Annotated in this window: 11 protein-coding genes and 2 pseudogenes; 7 read left to right on the top strand and 6 right to left on the bottom strand. The window is 67.4% G+C overall.

The window, feature by feature from the left end:
• The first annotated feature begins 107 nt into the window (after nucleotides 1-107).
• Entirely contained in the window at nucleotides 108-983 is an 876-nt protein-coding gene (locus JYG37_RS23965; RefSeq protein WP_027782171.1) for a LysR family transcriptional regulator, read from the top strand.
• Nucleotides 984-1,010: 27 nt separating this feature from the next.
• On the opposite strand, the gene JYG37_RS23970 is transcribed toward JYG37_RS23965, so the two are convergent.
• Together JYG37_RS23970 and JYG37_RS35090 are read right to left on the bottom strand one after the other, a co-directional pair.
• Nucleotides 1,011-1,562: a hypothetical protein gene (locus JYG37_RS23970; protein ID WP_124639404.1), complete on the bottom strand. Its 552-nt coding sequence runs from the start codon at nucleotides 1,560-1,562 to the stop codon at nucleotides 1,011-1,013.
• Nucleotides 1,563-1,690: 128 nt separating this feature from the next.
• Nucleotides 1,691-2,041, bottom strand: a complete 351-nt coding sequence (locus JYG37_RS35090) for a hypothetical protein (protein WP_050017652.1) — start codon at nucleotides 2,039-2,041, stop codon at nucleotides 1,691-1,693.
• 241 nt (nucleotides 2,042-2,282) lie between these two features.
• Between JYG37_RS35090 and JYG37_RS23980 the strand changes: the two genes are divergently transcribed.
• The 3 genes from JYG37_RS23980 to JYG37_RS23990 all read left to right on the top strand — a co-directional run bounded on the left by JYG37_RS23980 (nucleotide 2,283) and on the right by JYG37_RS23990 (nucleotide 5,667).
• Nucleotides 2,283-3,278 carry a hypothetical protein gene (locus JYG37_RS23980; RefSeq protein ID WP_249746078.1) on the top strand — a complete coding sequence of 332 codons (996 nt, stop codon included), beginning with the start codon at nucleotides 2,283-2,285 and terminating at the stop codon, nucleotides 3,276-3,278.
• A 425-nt stretch (nucleotides 3,279-3,703) separates the two neighbouring features.
• A complete protein-coding gene (gene blaOXA, locus JYG37_RS23985; RefSeq protein ID WP_425542623.1) occupies nucleotides 3,704-4,531 on the top strand; it encodes an OXA-1043 family class D beta-lactamase in 828 nt (275 codons plus the stop codon).
• Nucleotides 4,528-5,667 (top strand): acyltransferase family protein, encoded by a 1,140-nt coding sequence (locus JYG37_RS23990; protein WP_213346570.1) that lies wholly within the window; start codon nucleotides 4,528-4,530, stop codon nucleotides 5,665-5,667. Before blaOXA ends, JYG37_RS23990 begins: the two co-directional genes overlap by 4 nt.
• Nucleotides 5,668-5,707: 40 nt before the next feature.
• Here the strand turns inward: JYG37_RS23990 and JYG37_RS23995 are convergent, their stop codons facing one another.
• From JYG37_RS23995 to JYG37_RS24005, 3 genes are all read right to left on the bottom strand, one after another.
• Nucleotides 5,708-6,295, bottom strand: coding sequence for a class I SAM-dependent methyltransferase (locus tag JYG37_RS23995; protein ID WP_050017647.1), 588 nt, complete (start codon nucleotides 6,293-6,295; stop codon nucleotides 5,708-5,710).
• Between the two features lie 420 nt (nucleotides 6,296-6,715).
• Nucleotides 6,716-8,437, bottom strand: coding sequence for a ubiquinone-dependent pyruvate dehydrogenase (gene poxB / locus JYG37_RS24000; protein WP_176016407.1), 1,722 nt, complete (start codon nucleotides 8,435-8,437; stop codon nucleotides 6,716-6,718).
• A gap of 210 nt (nucleotides 8,438-8,647) precedes the next feature.
• Entirely contained in the window at nucleotides 8,648-9,175 is a 528-nt protein-coding gene (locus JYG37_RS24005) for an Lrp/AsnC family transcriptional regulator (RefSeq protein WP_050017644.1), read from the bottom strand.
• A 164-nt stretch (nucleotides 9,176-9,339) separates the two neighbouring features.
• On the opposite strand from JYG37_RS24005, the gene mdeB reads away from it, so the two are divergent.
• A complete protein-coding gene (mdeB, locus tag JYG37_RS24010) occupies nucleotides 9,340-12,087 on the top strand; it encodes an alpha-ketoglutarate dehydrogenase (RefSeq protein ID WP_213346572.1) in 2,748 nt (915 codons plus the stop codon).
• Between the two features lie 461 nt (nucleotides 12,088-12,548).
• Here mdeB and JYG37_RS34865 read toward each other — a convergent pair.
• Nucleotides 12,549-12,611, bottom strand: a pseudogene (locus JYG37_RS34865) (Lrp/AsnC family transcriptional regulator); the annotation flags it as partial.
• A gap of 1 nt (nucleotide 12,612) precedes the next feature.
• Between JYG37_RS34865 and JYG37_RS24015 the strand changes: the two are divergent.
• Nucleotides 12,613-12,729: pseudogene (locus tag JYG37_RS24015) on the top strand (1-aminocyclopropane-1-carboxylate deaminase); the annotation flags it as partial.
• A gap of 570 nt (nucleotides 12,730-13,299) precedes the next feature.
• Complete coding sequence (locus tag JYG37_RS24020) at nucleotides 13,300-14,712, top strand: undecaprenyl-phosphate glucose phosphotransferase (protein ID WP_050018203.1); 1,413 nt, start codon at nucleotides 13,300-13,302, stop codon at nucleotides 14,710-14,712.
• Nucleotides 14,713-14,741: the final 29 nt, after the last annotated feature.

Consider the following 14,741-nt stretch of genomic DNA (forward strand, 5'->3'; position numbering starts at 1 on the left):
CGCCGCGCCCCCTCGGGCGAAACGCCAGCGTGATCGCACTATGGCAGACACACAGCAACAATAAAAACGCATAATGCTGATCGTTACGTTCAGTTTTCCTGATACCCATGAAGATGCTCGATCACGACGTGCTGGCCACCGTCGTCGCCGTCGCGGAAACCGGCAACATGACCCGCGCGGCCGAGGCCGTGAACCGCTCGCAGTCGGCCGTGAGCATGCAGATCAAGAGCCTGGAAGACGCGATCGGCCGGCCGCTGTTCGTGCGCAAGCCGCGCAGCATCGTGCTGACGCGCGAGGGCGAGGTGTTGCTGGGGTTCGCCAGGCGAATGCTGGCGCTGCGTGACGAGGCATGGGCGGCCGTGGTGCGGCCGGAAGTGACCGGCAAGGTCGTGATCGGCGTGCCGGACGACTATGCGTCGTCGCTGCTGCCGTCGGTGCTGAAGAAATTCTCCGCGACCTACCCGAAGGTCGAGATCCAGGTGATGGGGCTGCCGAGCAGCGCGCTCGCGCCGCTGATCAAGGAGGGCACCGTCGATCTCGTCTGCGGGACGCGCATCAAGGGGCTCACCGGCGACTTCATCCGCCACGAGCCGATGGCGTGGGCCGCGATGACGAACGGGCCGCGCGTCTGGGAGGAGCGGCCGCTGCCGATCGCGGTGTTCATGCCGGGCAGCGTCGCGCGCGAGAACGCGATCCGCAGCCTCGAACGCGCGAAAGTGCCGTACCGGACGTCGTATGAAAGCCCGAGCCTGCTCGGGCTGCTCAGCATGGTCGAGGCCGGCCTCGCGGTCGCGCCGCTCGCCCGCTGCGCGATCCCCGCGCAACTGTCGATGCTCGGCCGCTCGCACGGTCTGCCCGACCTGCCGCCGCTCGAGCTGATTCTCGCGCGCAGCACGAAGTCGAAACGGCCGCCGTGCGACTTCCTCGCCGAACAGTTGATGGAAGACCTGCAGCGGCAGACCGGGCAGACCGGCGACGCGTGAGCCCGTCGGCGGCCGCTCGCCACGAGGTCACCCATGCCAGTCCGCGCGCAACGCCGCATTGACGATGCCGGCGACCGTATCGACGAGCGCTTCCAGCGTGTCGCCATGCACGTACCGCCCGGCCGGCGGAACGTGCTCGCTGCGCCGGCCGCCCCACTGCGAGCCTGACGTGACCGACAGCGTCGCGCTGAACCGCTGGCCGTGCCGTCGGCCGAAGACGCCGATGCGCCGCTCGGCGACGTAAGCCTGTTCGGGAAGAAACAATCGGATCTCGACCGCCGCTTGATCGGGGTCGGCCGCGCACGCGTCCGCATCGAACGCCGGCGCGAATGCCTTGACGATGCGGAACGTCACGTGGGAATCCCACGCGGCAAGCGGCCCGCCGGCCGCATCGACGCGTTCGGCGTCGACCGACCACTGATGGCGATCGGGCACGCGAATCGCCTGGCGCAGCAGCACGTCCGCCGCGCGAACCGTCACCATCAACTGCCGGGCAAGCTGCCTGCCCGACGGCAACGCCGCGGTATGCGCGCGACGGGCAGCCGGGCGCGCAATACGCACTTCTTCCGTAAGGTACATAGGCCCTCCCTGTTCAGGGGTAGCGCCGCGTTCGACGCAGCGCACAAACGTCCGCCGTCGCCAGCCGGCGGACAGCACGGCGGCGGGCGAGTCGGCGGCGGATTAGCCGAGCAATCGCCGTTCCCGATTCAACGGACGGCGGGCCGGACGCATAGTCGACGCGCGACCGGCCCGATCACCGCGTCGACTTGCTGCGCGATCAGCGTGTGCAGCGCGAAATCCAGGTCTTCCGGCGCGATGTCGAACTGCACGTGGATCACGTTGCGCACGGCGCGGGCGCTGACGACGTACACGCCGAGCGGGGAATGCAGCAACGCGGCAAGCCGGGCGTGCGCGGCGTCGACGGAGTCGGCCGTCAGCGTGACGGGCAGTTGCACGCGCGGGCGCGGCGGCGGGGACGGCACGACGTTGGCGGGCGCGCCGGCGCGCAACCGGCGGCCGGTGACATCGAACGTGGGAAAGGGATGAATGAACGTCATGGCGCGGACGGAGGCCGTCTCGGCTGTTCGACACATGCCCAGCTTAGAAGAGGCCGTATCAACGCCGTGCAAAAAAACGGGTCGGTCGTGCAAAAAACGGCATGCATGTGCAGGGATCGCGCCCCGCACGTCGCGCTTGCGCCGTCGGGCAATCCCTTCGACGCCGATCAGCCGTTTGGTGGACTCGGCCCGCCGGGTTCGCGGCGATATGCTGGGTGCTTTCCACTCGTCGCCTGCAGCCATGATCGTCCAGCGCGTCGATCTCAGTCGCGTCCTGCCATACGAGATGCCGTACTTCGACGATCGGCTCACGGTCGATCGCAACGATCTGGATATCGCCGCGCGCCTCGGCCTGGACGGCGACGTGCCGGACGAACTGCCGGTTTCGCTGTGCGGCACACCTGCCGGGTCGGATATTCAGGTGTATCTCGATAGCACGAATCGACTGACATTCTCCGTCACCCATCCGGGACTGATCCGATCGGAGAACCGCGTATCCGTGCTTCAAACCCACGACGCGTCCCTACCCGAACTCGGGGCCGTCGATCTCGCCGATAACGCTGTCGTCGGGCTCGGTGCGGCGATGCCGTGGCGGATCGTCAGGGCGTGCGATAGGTTGAAAATCGCGCGGATCACCGCATTCGCAATAGGCGGCCGTAAAGCGCCACCCGAGCCCGGTGGGCGTCGGCTGTGCGGGTATCACGCGTGGCCACGATTGGGTTTCGATGCGCCCATTCCCGGCCCGCATGGCGACGAGGCCGCATTGTTCCAGTATTTTCAGGGCTATCCGGTCGGACTGGCCGACGGATCGCTTCGGTCTCTGCGTGCGCTTTACGCGACGCGCTCCGGGCGAGACTTCTGGCGCGCGGCCGGATCGCATCGCGTGATGACGTTCAACGTTGTGCCTGATGGCGCGTCCGTCCTGGCGCTGCAACGATACTTGATCGAAAAAGGGATATACGGACGACTCAGAAACACCGTTCAATCGCCGGATTCCGGATCACGAAGCCCACGGCCGGACGCCGTCGCGCGCCGAACGCCAATCGTCCCATTCGCTTCTCGCAGTTCAAGCCACTCATTGCCGGGCTCGTCACGCACGAACGTCGTGATGGACACACGCATGCTTCAAATACGGCTACCGTCGCGCGCGATACCCTGCCGGTTCTCCACTCGCCCGCGCCACCGCAACGAAAAGTCTTCGACGTGGGGTCGATCGACCGATCGAAGAGCACGCTGAGCGTCATCTCGGTAGCCGACGCGGAAGCACGTTGTCGCCGGGAAACGCTCCTGCACTTCGGGTTGGAGCCGGACCAGTAACGCGTCGCAACCACGGGCAGCCGCCCCCCGCCGCCACGCGGCAAACGCGACCATGTTCTACATGGCGACATCCGCGCCCGTCTGCACAACGTGTTTTTTCCCGTCCGCACGCATCGGTCTGCCGGCGGGCTTTTCATCGGCGCAGCAATGAGCGTGTGATCGACATGCGCCGCCTGAACCGGCGATGATCACCCACGCCCCGTCAACCATGACAGGTCGACAGCACGCGATCCATCGATACACTGTGATCCATCCCGACGGCGGCAATCCCTCGTCATCGATGCCGGCCCTCGCTTCGAGTGCGCACGAGCCTCCCGCTTCCCGCCCATCCCGCACACCTTCCGCATGCTTTCCAAGGAGCTGCACTTGAAACACTGGCGCGACACGCTGTTCGTCTTCGCCGGCCTGCTGGCCGCCGCGTCCTCTCACGCCCATCCCGTCTGCACCGTCGTCGCCGACGCGACCACCGGCAAGATGCTCGTGCAGCACGGCGACTGCACGACTCGCGTGACGCCGGCATCGACGTTCAAGGTCGCCATCAGCCTGATGGGCTTCGACGCCGGCGTGCTGAAGGACGCGCACACGCCCACGCTCGACTTCCACGCCGGCTACCCGGACTGGGGCGGCGCGCCGTGGCGCGAACCGACCGACCCGGCGCGCTGGATGAAGCTGTCGATCTTCTGGTATTCGGAGCAGGTCGCGCAGGCGCTCGGGCAAGGACGCTTCCAGCAGTACACGAGCGCATTCGGCTACGGCAACGCCGACGTCACCAGCCAGCAGGGCGAACTCCCCGGCGTGATGGGCGCATGGGTCAATTCGTCGCTACGGATCTCGCCGCTCGAACAGGTCGCGTTCATGCGCAAGATCGCGCAGCGGACGCTGCCCGTCAGCGCACACGCATACGACATGACCGAGCGCATCACGCTGATCGACGCGCAACCGGGCGGCTGGACCGTGCACGGCAAGACCGGCACCGGCTCGCCGGGCTCCCGGTACGATGCTGCGCACGCGTACGGCTGGTTCGTCGGCTGGGCGACGAAAGGGCCGCGCACGCTGGTGTTCGCGAACCTGATCCAGGACGACGAGCGGCAAACGCCGAATGCGGGCCTGCGCTCGCGCGACACGTTCCTCGCGGCGCTGCCGACGCTCGCCGAACCGGCCCGGCCACAATGAGCGCCGGTCCCCGCAATGCCCGCATCGACCTGCTGCGCGGCGTGTCGATCCTGCTCGTCCTGCTGCATCACTTCAACATCGCGTATCCGTTGCGCGACACCGCGCTCGCACGCGTGCTCGGCTGGGACGCGGTCCATGCAATCGTGCGCAACGGCAACTACGGCGTGACGATGTTCTTCGCGATCTCGGGCTACTTGATCGCGTCCAATGCGCGCCACCGCTGGGGCAGCCTCGGTGCGCTCGACGTGCGTGCGTTCTACGTGTCGCGCATTGCGCGGATCGTCCCGTGCCTGCTTCTGCTGCTCGCGCTCGTCGACGGCCTCGCGGCGGCCGGCGTGCCGATCTTCACGAACCATGCGCCGCAGGGCATCGCCGTGTCGTACTGGCTCGTGAACCTGGCGTCGCTCACGTTCTGGATGAACGTGTTGATCGGCGCATACGGATGGGTCAACTACGCGCTCGGCGTGTTGTGGTCGCTGTCGGTCGAAGAGGTGTTCTACCTGTCGTTTCCGCTGCTGTGCATCGCGCTGCGTCGCGACACGCGGCTGTTCGCGTTCTGGCTGCTGATTGCCGCGACCGGTCCCGTGTATCGCTACACGCATCCCGGCGACGAAGGCGGCTTCCTGTACGCGTACTTCGCGTGCTTCGACGGCATCGCGATCGGCTGCTGCACCGCGCTGCTCGCCGAACGCGCGCGCTGGCAGGGACTCGCGGCCGCGCCCGTGCAATGGCTCGCGGCAACGGCGATGACGGCGCTCTATCTCGCGTGGCCGATCGCCGAAAGCCACGTGCTCGGCGTATCCGCGATGGCGCTCGGCACGGCCGTGCTGCTGATCGGCGCGCATGCGAAACACGCATCTGCTCACGGCCGCCTGCTCGCGCCGCTGCGCTGGAGCGGCCGGCTCAGCTACGAGCTGTATCTGTTCCATCTGATCGTGCTCGGCGCGCTGCGCACGTTCTGGCCGCCGTCTGCCACGCATGGCGACGACAAGCTCGCGCTGCTGGTCGCCGATCTGGCGCTGTCGGCAGCATTGAGTGCGGTCATCGCACGCGGCTATGCGACGCCGCTCGACCGCTTCATCAAGCGGGTTGCGTCGCGGCCCGCGGTGCACGTGACGGACAGCGCGCGCGTCTAGCGCCTGCGGGTGGCGGCGAGCAAAGCAGAAGCCGGCGCGGTCAGCCTGCGTATGCGGCGGCGCAACGCACGGTCACGATGCGCGCGGGCGGCAGGTTGGCCCAGACGATCCGGCTGTCGCACGCGACGAATGACGAATCGCCCAGCGGGTGACGGCCGGGCGGGCGCAGGTCGTAGGTGAATTGAATCATCACGCCGGCGGCCGACAGCACGCGATGACATTGACCGACGATCGCCGTCACGTCCTCGCGCGGCAGCGTGCGCAGCGGCAGGCACGACACGATCGCGTCGACCGTGGCGTCCGGCGGCAACAACCGTTCGAGCTGTCGCGCGTCGCCCGACACGATCGAGATACCGGGAAAGCGTCGCCGCAGATGCCGCACGAACGCCGGCGAGCGTTCGACCACGACGAGGCGTCGCGGCGCAACGCCGCGTTCGAGCAGCGCCGCGGTGATCGCGCCGGTGCCGCCGCCGAGTTCGACGACGAGCCCGTCGCCGTCCGGCACCGTGTCGGCCATCTCGCGCGCCAGATGCCGCGAACTCGGGCACAACGCGCCCACCGCAGCCGGCCGGCCAACCCACTCGCGCACGAACAGTGCCGAGACACGCCACGCGTTCGGCCACGTCATACGCGGGCCTCGAACGCTTGCGCGCTCAGCGGCGGCGGGCCGACGACTGCGCGGGACAGGGCTACGGCGATACGGGCAAGGTTCATGCGCATCCTCCTGGGGCGAATCGACCCGCCGCAGGACGCGCGACGGTCAATCGATTCTAGGAAACGCAAACTTAAGGTGACGTGAAGATTGACCCTGATTTGCCTGACTAATTCGTGCCGGATCGGCAGCGCCGTCCGGGTCTCCGCGAAATCGTCGACTGTCAGCGCCCGGCGACACAAATGGGGTCGGGACTTCGGCCCGCGATGTCCCTCTCCCGCAAACCACTATCCGCCCGCCGCATGGAGGTTGGCAGCCCAAGCCGTGCGAGAGCCGGCGGCACGGCCCGGGCTGTGAACCGCGCGCCATGCTCGCCACACGGCGCGCGACCGACCTTCACCGCAAGTTGGTTCTCGCCAGTTCGACGATTTCGTCGCCGCGCCCGCTGAGGATCGCGCGCAGCATGAACAGACTGAAGCCCTTCGCATGCGCGAGCTCGATCTTCGGCGGCATCGCGAGTTCGTACTTCGACGTGACGACATCGACCACCGCCGGCCCGTCATGCTCGAACGCCGTGCGCAACGCTTGCTCGACGTTCTCCGAATGCTCGACGCGCACGCTGAAGATACCGGCGCCCTTCGCGATCGCCGCGAAATCGGTCGGGCTCAGGTCGACGTTCGTGTCGAGATAGCCGGCCGCCTTCAGCTCCATCGACACGAAGCCGAGCAGGCTGTTGTTGTACACGACGATCTTGATCGGCAGCTTGAGCTGGCGTGCGGTCAGCAGATCGCCGAGCAGCATCGACAGCCCGCCGTCGCCCGACAGCGACACCACCTGCCGCCCCGGATGCGCGCCCTGCGCGCCGAGCGCCTGCGGCATCGCATTCGCCATCGACCCGTGATTGAACGAGCCGTGCAGTTGCCGCTTGCCGTTCATCGTCAGGTAGCGCGCGGCCCACAGCGTCGGCGTGCCGACGTCGGCCGTGAAGATCGCGTCTTCCGCCGCGACTTCGTCGACGATCTTCGTCAGGTATTGCGGATGGATCGCGCGGCCCGGCGGCTCGGCCACCGCGAGATCGTCGAGCCCCTTGCGCGCGGCCGCGTAGTGCTTCAGCGCGTTCTCGAGGAAGCGCCGCTGGGTCTTGCGCGTCAAGCGCGGCAGCAGCGCCGCGATCGTTTCCTTCACGGTGCCGACGAGCCCGAGCGCGAGCGGCGCGCGATGGCCGAGCTGCGAGCCCTTCCAGTCGATCTGCACGACCTTCGCGTTCGACGGATAGAACGGCCGGTACGGGAAGTCCGTGCCGAGCATCAACAGCGTGTCGCACGATTCCATCGCGTGGTAGCCCGAGCTGAAGCCGATCAGCCCCGTCATCCCGACGTCGAACGGGTTGTCCCATTCGACGAACTGCTTGCCGCGCAGCGCGTGCACGACCGGCGCGCCGAGCGTGTCGGCCAGCGCGACCACCTCGTCGTGCGCGCCCTGCGTGCCGCTGCCGCACAGCAGCGTGACTGCGTCGGACGCGTTGAGCAGTGCCGCGAGCCGGTCGAGATCGGCATCGGCCGGCAGGATCGACGGCGGGGCCGATTCGCTCCACGCCGGCGGCTCTTCCGGGCCGTCGCCGAGCCCGATGTCGCCCGGCAGCACGATCACCGCGACGCCGCGCTCGTCGATCGCCGTGCGCATCGCCCGCGCGAGCACGCGCGGGAACTGCGACGCGTTGGTCACGAGCTCCGCGAAGTGGCTGCATTCGCGGAACAGCTCCTGCGGATGGGTTTCCTGGAAGTAGCCGAGACCGATCTCGGTCGACGGAATGTGCGCGGCGATCGCGAGCACCGGCTGGTGATTGCGGTGGCAGTCGTACAAGCCGTTGATCAGGTGCAGGTTGCCGGGGCCGCAGCTGCCCGCGCACACCGCGAGCCGCCCGGTCGACGCGGCGTCCGCGCCGGCCGCGAACGCGGCGCTTTCCTCGTGCCGCGTATGCATCCAGCGGATCGAGCCGATCTGGCTCAGGCTGAACGACAGGCCGTTCAGGCTGTCGCCCGTCACGCCCCAGATGCGCTCGACGCCCGCTGCCGCCAGCGTCTTCGCCAGGTATTCCGCCATCGTCTGTCTTGCCATGGTGCCCTCGCTCGTTGATGGGTCGTCACACGAATGAACCGACTCCGATGGCCTCCTGTGCCACGGAACGGACGAGCATACGCGATCGTTTCGCGAGGCGTCGTGAACGTGCAACGCACTTGCGCACGTTTCGTTCGATCCCTTTCGGCGGTGTCGGGCGACTGTCGCCGTTTCGTCGGCAAGCCGGCGGTTTCGCCCGCCGACGCACATTCAGCTCCAGTCGGACGCCGACTCGTCCGGATCGACCAGCGTCAGCCCCGCCGCCGGCAGCGGCAGCGCGGTCTTGTAGCGCACCTGCTTCAGCGCGAAGCTCGACCGGATGTTCGACACGCCGGGAATCGTCGTCAGCCGCTCGATGATGAAGCGCTCGAGCGTGCGCATGTCGGGCATCACGACACGCAGCAGGTAATCGGCGTCGCCCGACATCAGGTAGCACTCCATCACCTCGGGCCGCTGCGAGATCGCTTCCTCGAAGCGCTGCAGCGCATCCTCGACCTGCTTCTCGAGGCTGACCTGGATGAACACGTTGATCCGCAGCCCGAGCGGCTCCGGGTCGAGCAGCGTGACCTGCTGCCGGAACAGCCCGAGCTTCTCCAGCGCGCGCACGCGGTTGAAGCAGGGCGTGGCCGACAGGTTCACCGCGCGCGCGAGTTCCGCGTTCGTGATCCGCGCGTTCTGCTGAAGCTGGTTCAGGATGCCGATGTCGATGCGGTCGAGCCGCCGCGGGTTTGCGCTCATGGTCGAAATATTCCGGAAGAGTGGCCATAACCGGAATATTTACACTATCCGCACGAGAAATCCCAATGAAATCAGACGCATATTTTGCAGATCGGCGGGTAGCATGATCCGACCGATTGCCACTGATTGCGCACCGCTTCGAACCGGTGCGCGGGAGACCTGCGATGACGGACCTGTCGAACGGACTCGACGCCACGCGGCGCGCGAACCTCGCGCACGCCGACGCCGACCCGGAAGAAACCGCCGAATGGCTCGAAGCGCTCGACGCGGTTCTCGCGCACGTCGGCAAGGACCGCGCGCAGTTCCTGCTCGACCGGCTCGCCGCCCATGCGCACGCGAGCGGCCTGGCGGCGGCGCGCGGGCCCGTCACGCCGTACCTGAACACGATCGCCGCACACGACCAGCCGCCCTACCCGGGCGATGCCGAGCTCGAAGAGCGGCTGTCCGCCGCGCTGCGCTGGAACGCGCTCGCGATGGTCGTGCGTGCGAACCGCGCGTACGGCGAGCTCGGCGGCCACATCGCGAGCTACGCGTCGGCATCCGACCTGTTCGAAGTCGGCTTCAACCATTTCTTCCGCGCGGCAGCGGCCGACGGCAGCAGCGAACAGGGTGAACACGGTGAACGCGGCACGGGCGGCGACCTCGTCTACTTCCAGCCGCATTCGTCGCCGGGCGTCTATGCGCGCGCGTATCTCGAAGGCTTCCTCGACGACGCGCACCTGAAGCACTACCGCCGCGAGATCGCCGGGCCCGGCCTGTGCTCGTATCCGCACCCGTGGCTGATGCCCGACTTCTGGCAGTTCCCGACCGGCTCGATGGGCATCGGCCCGATCAACGCGATCTACCAGGCGCGCTTCATGCGCTACCTGCAGCATCGCGGCCTCGCGAACACGGCCGCGCGCACGGTGTGGGGCTTCTTCGGCGACGGCGAGATGGACGAGCCCGAATCGCTCGGCGCGCTGTCGCTCGCCGCGCGCGAGGGGCTCGACAACCTCGTGTTCGTGATCAACTGCAACCTGCAGCGGCTCGACGGCCCGGTGCGTGGCAACGGCCGCGTGATCGACGAGCTCGAGGCGCTGTTCGCCGGTGCCGGCTGGAACGTGATCAAGGTGTTGTGGGGATCCGACTGGGATCCGCTGTTCGCGCGCGACCATGCGGGCGCGCTCGCCCGCGCGTTCGCCGACACCGTCGACGGCCAGTTCCAGACCTTCTCCGCGAACGACGGCGCGTACAACCGCGCGCGCTTCTTCAGCCGCGACCCGGCGCTCGACGCCCTCGCCGCGCAGCTCACCGACGCGGAAATCGATCGCCTGCGCCGCGGCGGCCACGATGCACGCAAGCTGCACGCCGCGTATGCGCGCGCACTCGCGCATCGCGGCCAGCCGACCGTGATCCTCGCGAAGACGATGAAGGGCTACGGAATGGGCTCGGCCGGCCAGGGCCGGATGACGACCCACCAGCAGAAGAAGCTCGACGTCGACGACCTGAAGGCGTTCCGCGACCGCTTCCGGCTGCCGCTGTCGGATCTCGACGTCGAGCAGCTCACGTTCTACAAACCCGCCGAAGACAGCCCCGAGATGCGCTACCTGCACGCTCGCCGGGCTGCCCTGGGCGGCTATCTGCCCAGAAGGCGGATGGTGGCGTCGGAGGGGCTCACCGTCCCGCCGACACCGGCCTGGGGTGCGTTCGCGCTGGATGCGGCGGGCCGCGAGATGTCGACGACGATGGCGCTCGTGCGCATGCTGGCCGCGCTGCTGAAGGATCCGGCGCTTGGCCCGCGCGTCGTGCCGATCGTCGCGGACGAAGCGCGCACGTTCGGCATGGCGAACCTGTTCCGGCAGGTCGGCATCTACTCGCCGCTCGGGCAGCGCTACGAACCGGAGGATCTCGGCTCGATGCTCTACTACCGCGAGGACACGCGCGGGCAGATCCTCGAGGAAGGCATCTCGGAGGCCGGCGCGGTGTCGTCGTGGATCGCCGCGGCAACCGCGTACAGCGTGCACGACCTGCCGATGCTGCCGTTCTACATCTACTACTCGATGTTCGGGTTCCAGCGCATCGGCGACCTGATCTGGGCCGCCGCCGACCAGCGCTCGCGCGGCTTCCTCGTCGGCGCGACATCGGGCCGCACGACGCTCGGCGGCGAGGGGCTGCAGCACCAGGACGGCAGCAGCCATCTTGCGGCGTCCACGATCCCGAACTGCCGCGCGTACGATCCGGCGTTCGCGTACGAAGTCGCGACGATCGTCGATGCCGGCATGCGCGAGATGGTCGAGCAACAGCGCGACGTGTTCTATTACGTGACGGTGATGAACGAGAACTACGCGCAGCCGTCGATGCCCGACGACGATCCGGCCACGCGACGCGCAGGCATCCTGAAGGGCATGCACCGGCTGCCGTCCGGTTCGAACGCAACGGCGCACGTGCAGTTGCTCGGCGCGGGCGCGATCCTCGGCGAAATGCTCGCCGCGCAGCGGATGCTGAAGGACGACTGGGGTATCGATGCCGCCGTGTGGAGCGTCACGAGTTTCAGCGAACTGCAACGCGACGGAATGGAAGCCGAACGGCTGTCGCGACTCGGCGACACGGCGGCCGAGCCTTATGTCACGCAGCAGCTTGCCGCGACGCAAGGCCCCGTGATCGCGGCGACCGACTACGTGCGCGCGGTGCCCGAGCTGATCCGTGCATACGTGCCGCGCCGCTACGTGACGCTCGGCACCGACGGGTTCGGCCGCAGCGATACGCGCGAGGCGCTGCGCGCGTTCTTCGAAGTCGATCGAGCGAGCATCGTGCTCGCCGCGTTGAAGGCGCTGGCGGATGACGGTGAACTCGATGAGGCAATGCTGCACACGGCGCGCGAACGGCTCGGAAAAACGGTGCGGCAGCCCGGCGGAGCGCCGTGGCAACGCTGAGCGCACACGCAATGTTGTCGAGCGCTTTTTCAACCGTCTCAAGAATTTTCGTCGAGTCTCCACTCGACACATTTCCCGCAAGATAGTCGCGGAACACGAGCACACAATTTGAGATGATGGGCGCGCTAAAGACGCTAGGTCCGGATGCGACGGTCTCGGAATTGCTTGGTGCGACCACAAAACTCGTGATGTTGATAGCCTTCGCTACGCTGTGGGGCAATAACACAAGACTGCGAAAGCTACTCGAACAAAACGGCATCGACCCGACACGGCGCAAGCGGTAGCGCGTCGACTTGTCACGGCGACGAGCGAGGCTATGCCTTTACCGCCGTGTTCGAACGCGTGGAGGTTGGCCGTGGTCGTGCGGCGCAACAGGTGCGACTCCGTGTGCCGATCGTGCTCACTTCGTTTTGCCCGCACGCCGCCAACACAGCATGCGCGGTCAGCCGCATCACGATGCGCTACACCGGCAGCGCATGCGTCGAAAGAATCTCCTTGAGTACCATGAACGAGCGCACCTGTCGCGACAAGGTCCGGCTCGGCGAATTCGAGCCGGGGTCGAAGGTGCTGTATGCGCATCTCGGCGGCGTGCCGGCGTTGAGCGCGTATAGCGAGATTTTCCGGAACGGGCGACCGGATTGACATGAAACGCCGGCGTGCCACGAGTCGCGCGCCGGCGCGTTGATCACGGCAATCGCCCCGCTCACCGTTGCTGCGGCTCCCTCTACGCGCCCGCCGTCCCGCACGCAATTTCTTCGGCTGCCACAATCCCGCCCTTCTTCGCCCGCCGCGCTCCGCTTGTTGCGATCCGTCCACCTCGACGACCCGGCATCGCACGTCTTTCTAAAGTCAAGTCCGACTCCGTCATTCGTTCATTCGGACAGAAATTCCACTGATTCGTACTCGTACTAATCCATTCCCCTGGAATTTAGTAGGCGTTCTATATAAATCAGGCCCCTGCTTCCTGAAAATTGACCCCATCGAGTCGGCCGCAACGTTTCGCAAGCATTCGCCCTTCATGGCGCCAAGCTCGAAAAGATCCGTCGCAACTCATCAGGCCGACCGGCACCACCGCAGCAGCGCCTCCTTCCCCGATGCATTTCCCATGCAGTGGAAACAGCGGTCACGCTCCGCTCCGGCCGAGCGTGCGATATCGCGTCGCAATCGGGACAACGGGCGTCCATCTCAATCAGAACGGCAGCAGGAGGGTATATGGATACTTCATTCGAACCACGGCACGCACATGCAGCGCGTGCCGCAGGCGGCCTGATCGCGCGCATTGCCGACGTCGCACTGATTTCGTTCGGCGCGCTGGCCGCCGCGCTCGTGTTGCCTGGCACGGACGTCGACCGTTCGTCCGAACTGGCCGCCGTCGCCTGCGCGGCGACCTTCGCGCTGATGCTGTTTCCCGCACTCCGCCTCTACCACGCACCGGCCCGCCCCGCCAGGCACCGCACCGCACTGCTCATCGCGTTCGCGTGGCTGATCGCGCAGGCCGGCGCGGCGCTCGTGATGCGGGTGCTCGCGCCGACCCTCGCCATTCCGCTGCCCTGGTACCTGCTCTGGACCGCAACGAGCGGCATCGCGCTCGTCGCGTCGCGCGTCGTCGCCGGCACGACGCTCGAACGGATCGGCCGCCCGCAGGAAAGCGATCGCCTCGTCGCGATCGTCGGCTCCGGCGCCCATCGCGACGCCGTGCTCGACCGCATCGCCAGTGTGCCGTCGGCCGGATTCCGCGCGGCAGCGATGTTCGATATCGCCCGCGCCGATACGACGAGCCCGGGCGGCATGCCGCGCTTCCGTGATCTCGATACGTTCGCACAGCATGTCCGCACGCACGCGATTCCCGAAGTCTGGCTCGCGCTGCCGATCGGCGAGGCGCGCATCGTGATGGCCGTGCTCGATGCATTCCGCGACGATCTCGTCAACATCCGCTTCATGCCGGACGTCAGCAAGCTCGCGATGTTCGACGGCGAAATGATCGACCTCGTCGGTGCACCGGCGATCAACCTGGTCGCGTCGCCGCTGTCGTCGCGCGCGCTGCTGCACAAGGCGATCTTCGATCGCGTGTTCGCGGCCATCGTCCTCGTCGGCATGGCGCCGCTGCTGCTCGCGATCGCGGCAGCAGTCCGGCTGTCGTCGCACGGCCCCGTCCTGTTCCGCCAGCAACGCAAGGGCGCGGACGGCCAGGCGTTCACGATCTTCAAGTTCCGCACGATGCGGCTGCACGACACGGGCAGTGAAGTGCACCAGGCGACGCGCGACGATCCGCGCATCACACGGGTCGGCGCGTTCCTGCGCCGCACGAGCCTCGACGAGCTGCCGCAGTTCCTCAACGTGCTGCGCGGCGAGATGTCGGTCGTCGGCCCGCGCCCGCACGCGCTCGAGCACGACGACCTCTACCGGAAGATCGTCGACGGCTATATCCACCGCTACCGCGTCAAGCCGGGCATCACCGGGTGGGCGCAGATCAACGGCCTGCGCGGCGAGACCGATCGCGTGGAAAAGATGCAGCGCCGCGTCGAAGCCGATCTCCACTACCTGCGCAACTGGTCGTTCGCCCTCGACATGCGCATCGTCCTGGCCACCGCCCTGCGCGGCTGGTCCCACCGCAACGCGTACTGATACGCACGCGGCACCGCTACCGCGCGTCG

This window comes from Burkholderia sp. LAS2 (assembly GCF_018417615.1).
Classification (GTDB): domain Bacteria; phylum Pseudomonadota; class Gammaproteobacteria; order Burkholderiales; family Burkholderiaceae; genus Burkholderia; species Burkholderia sola.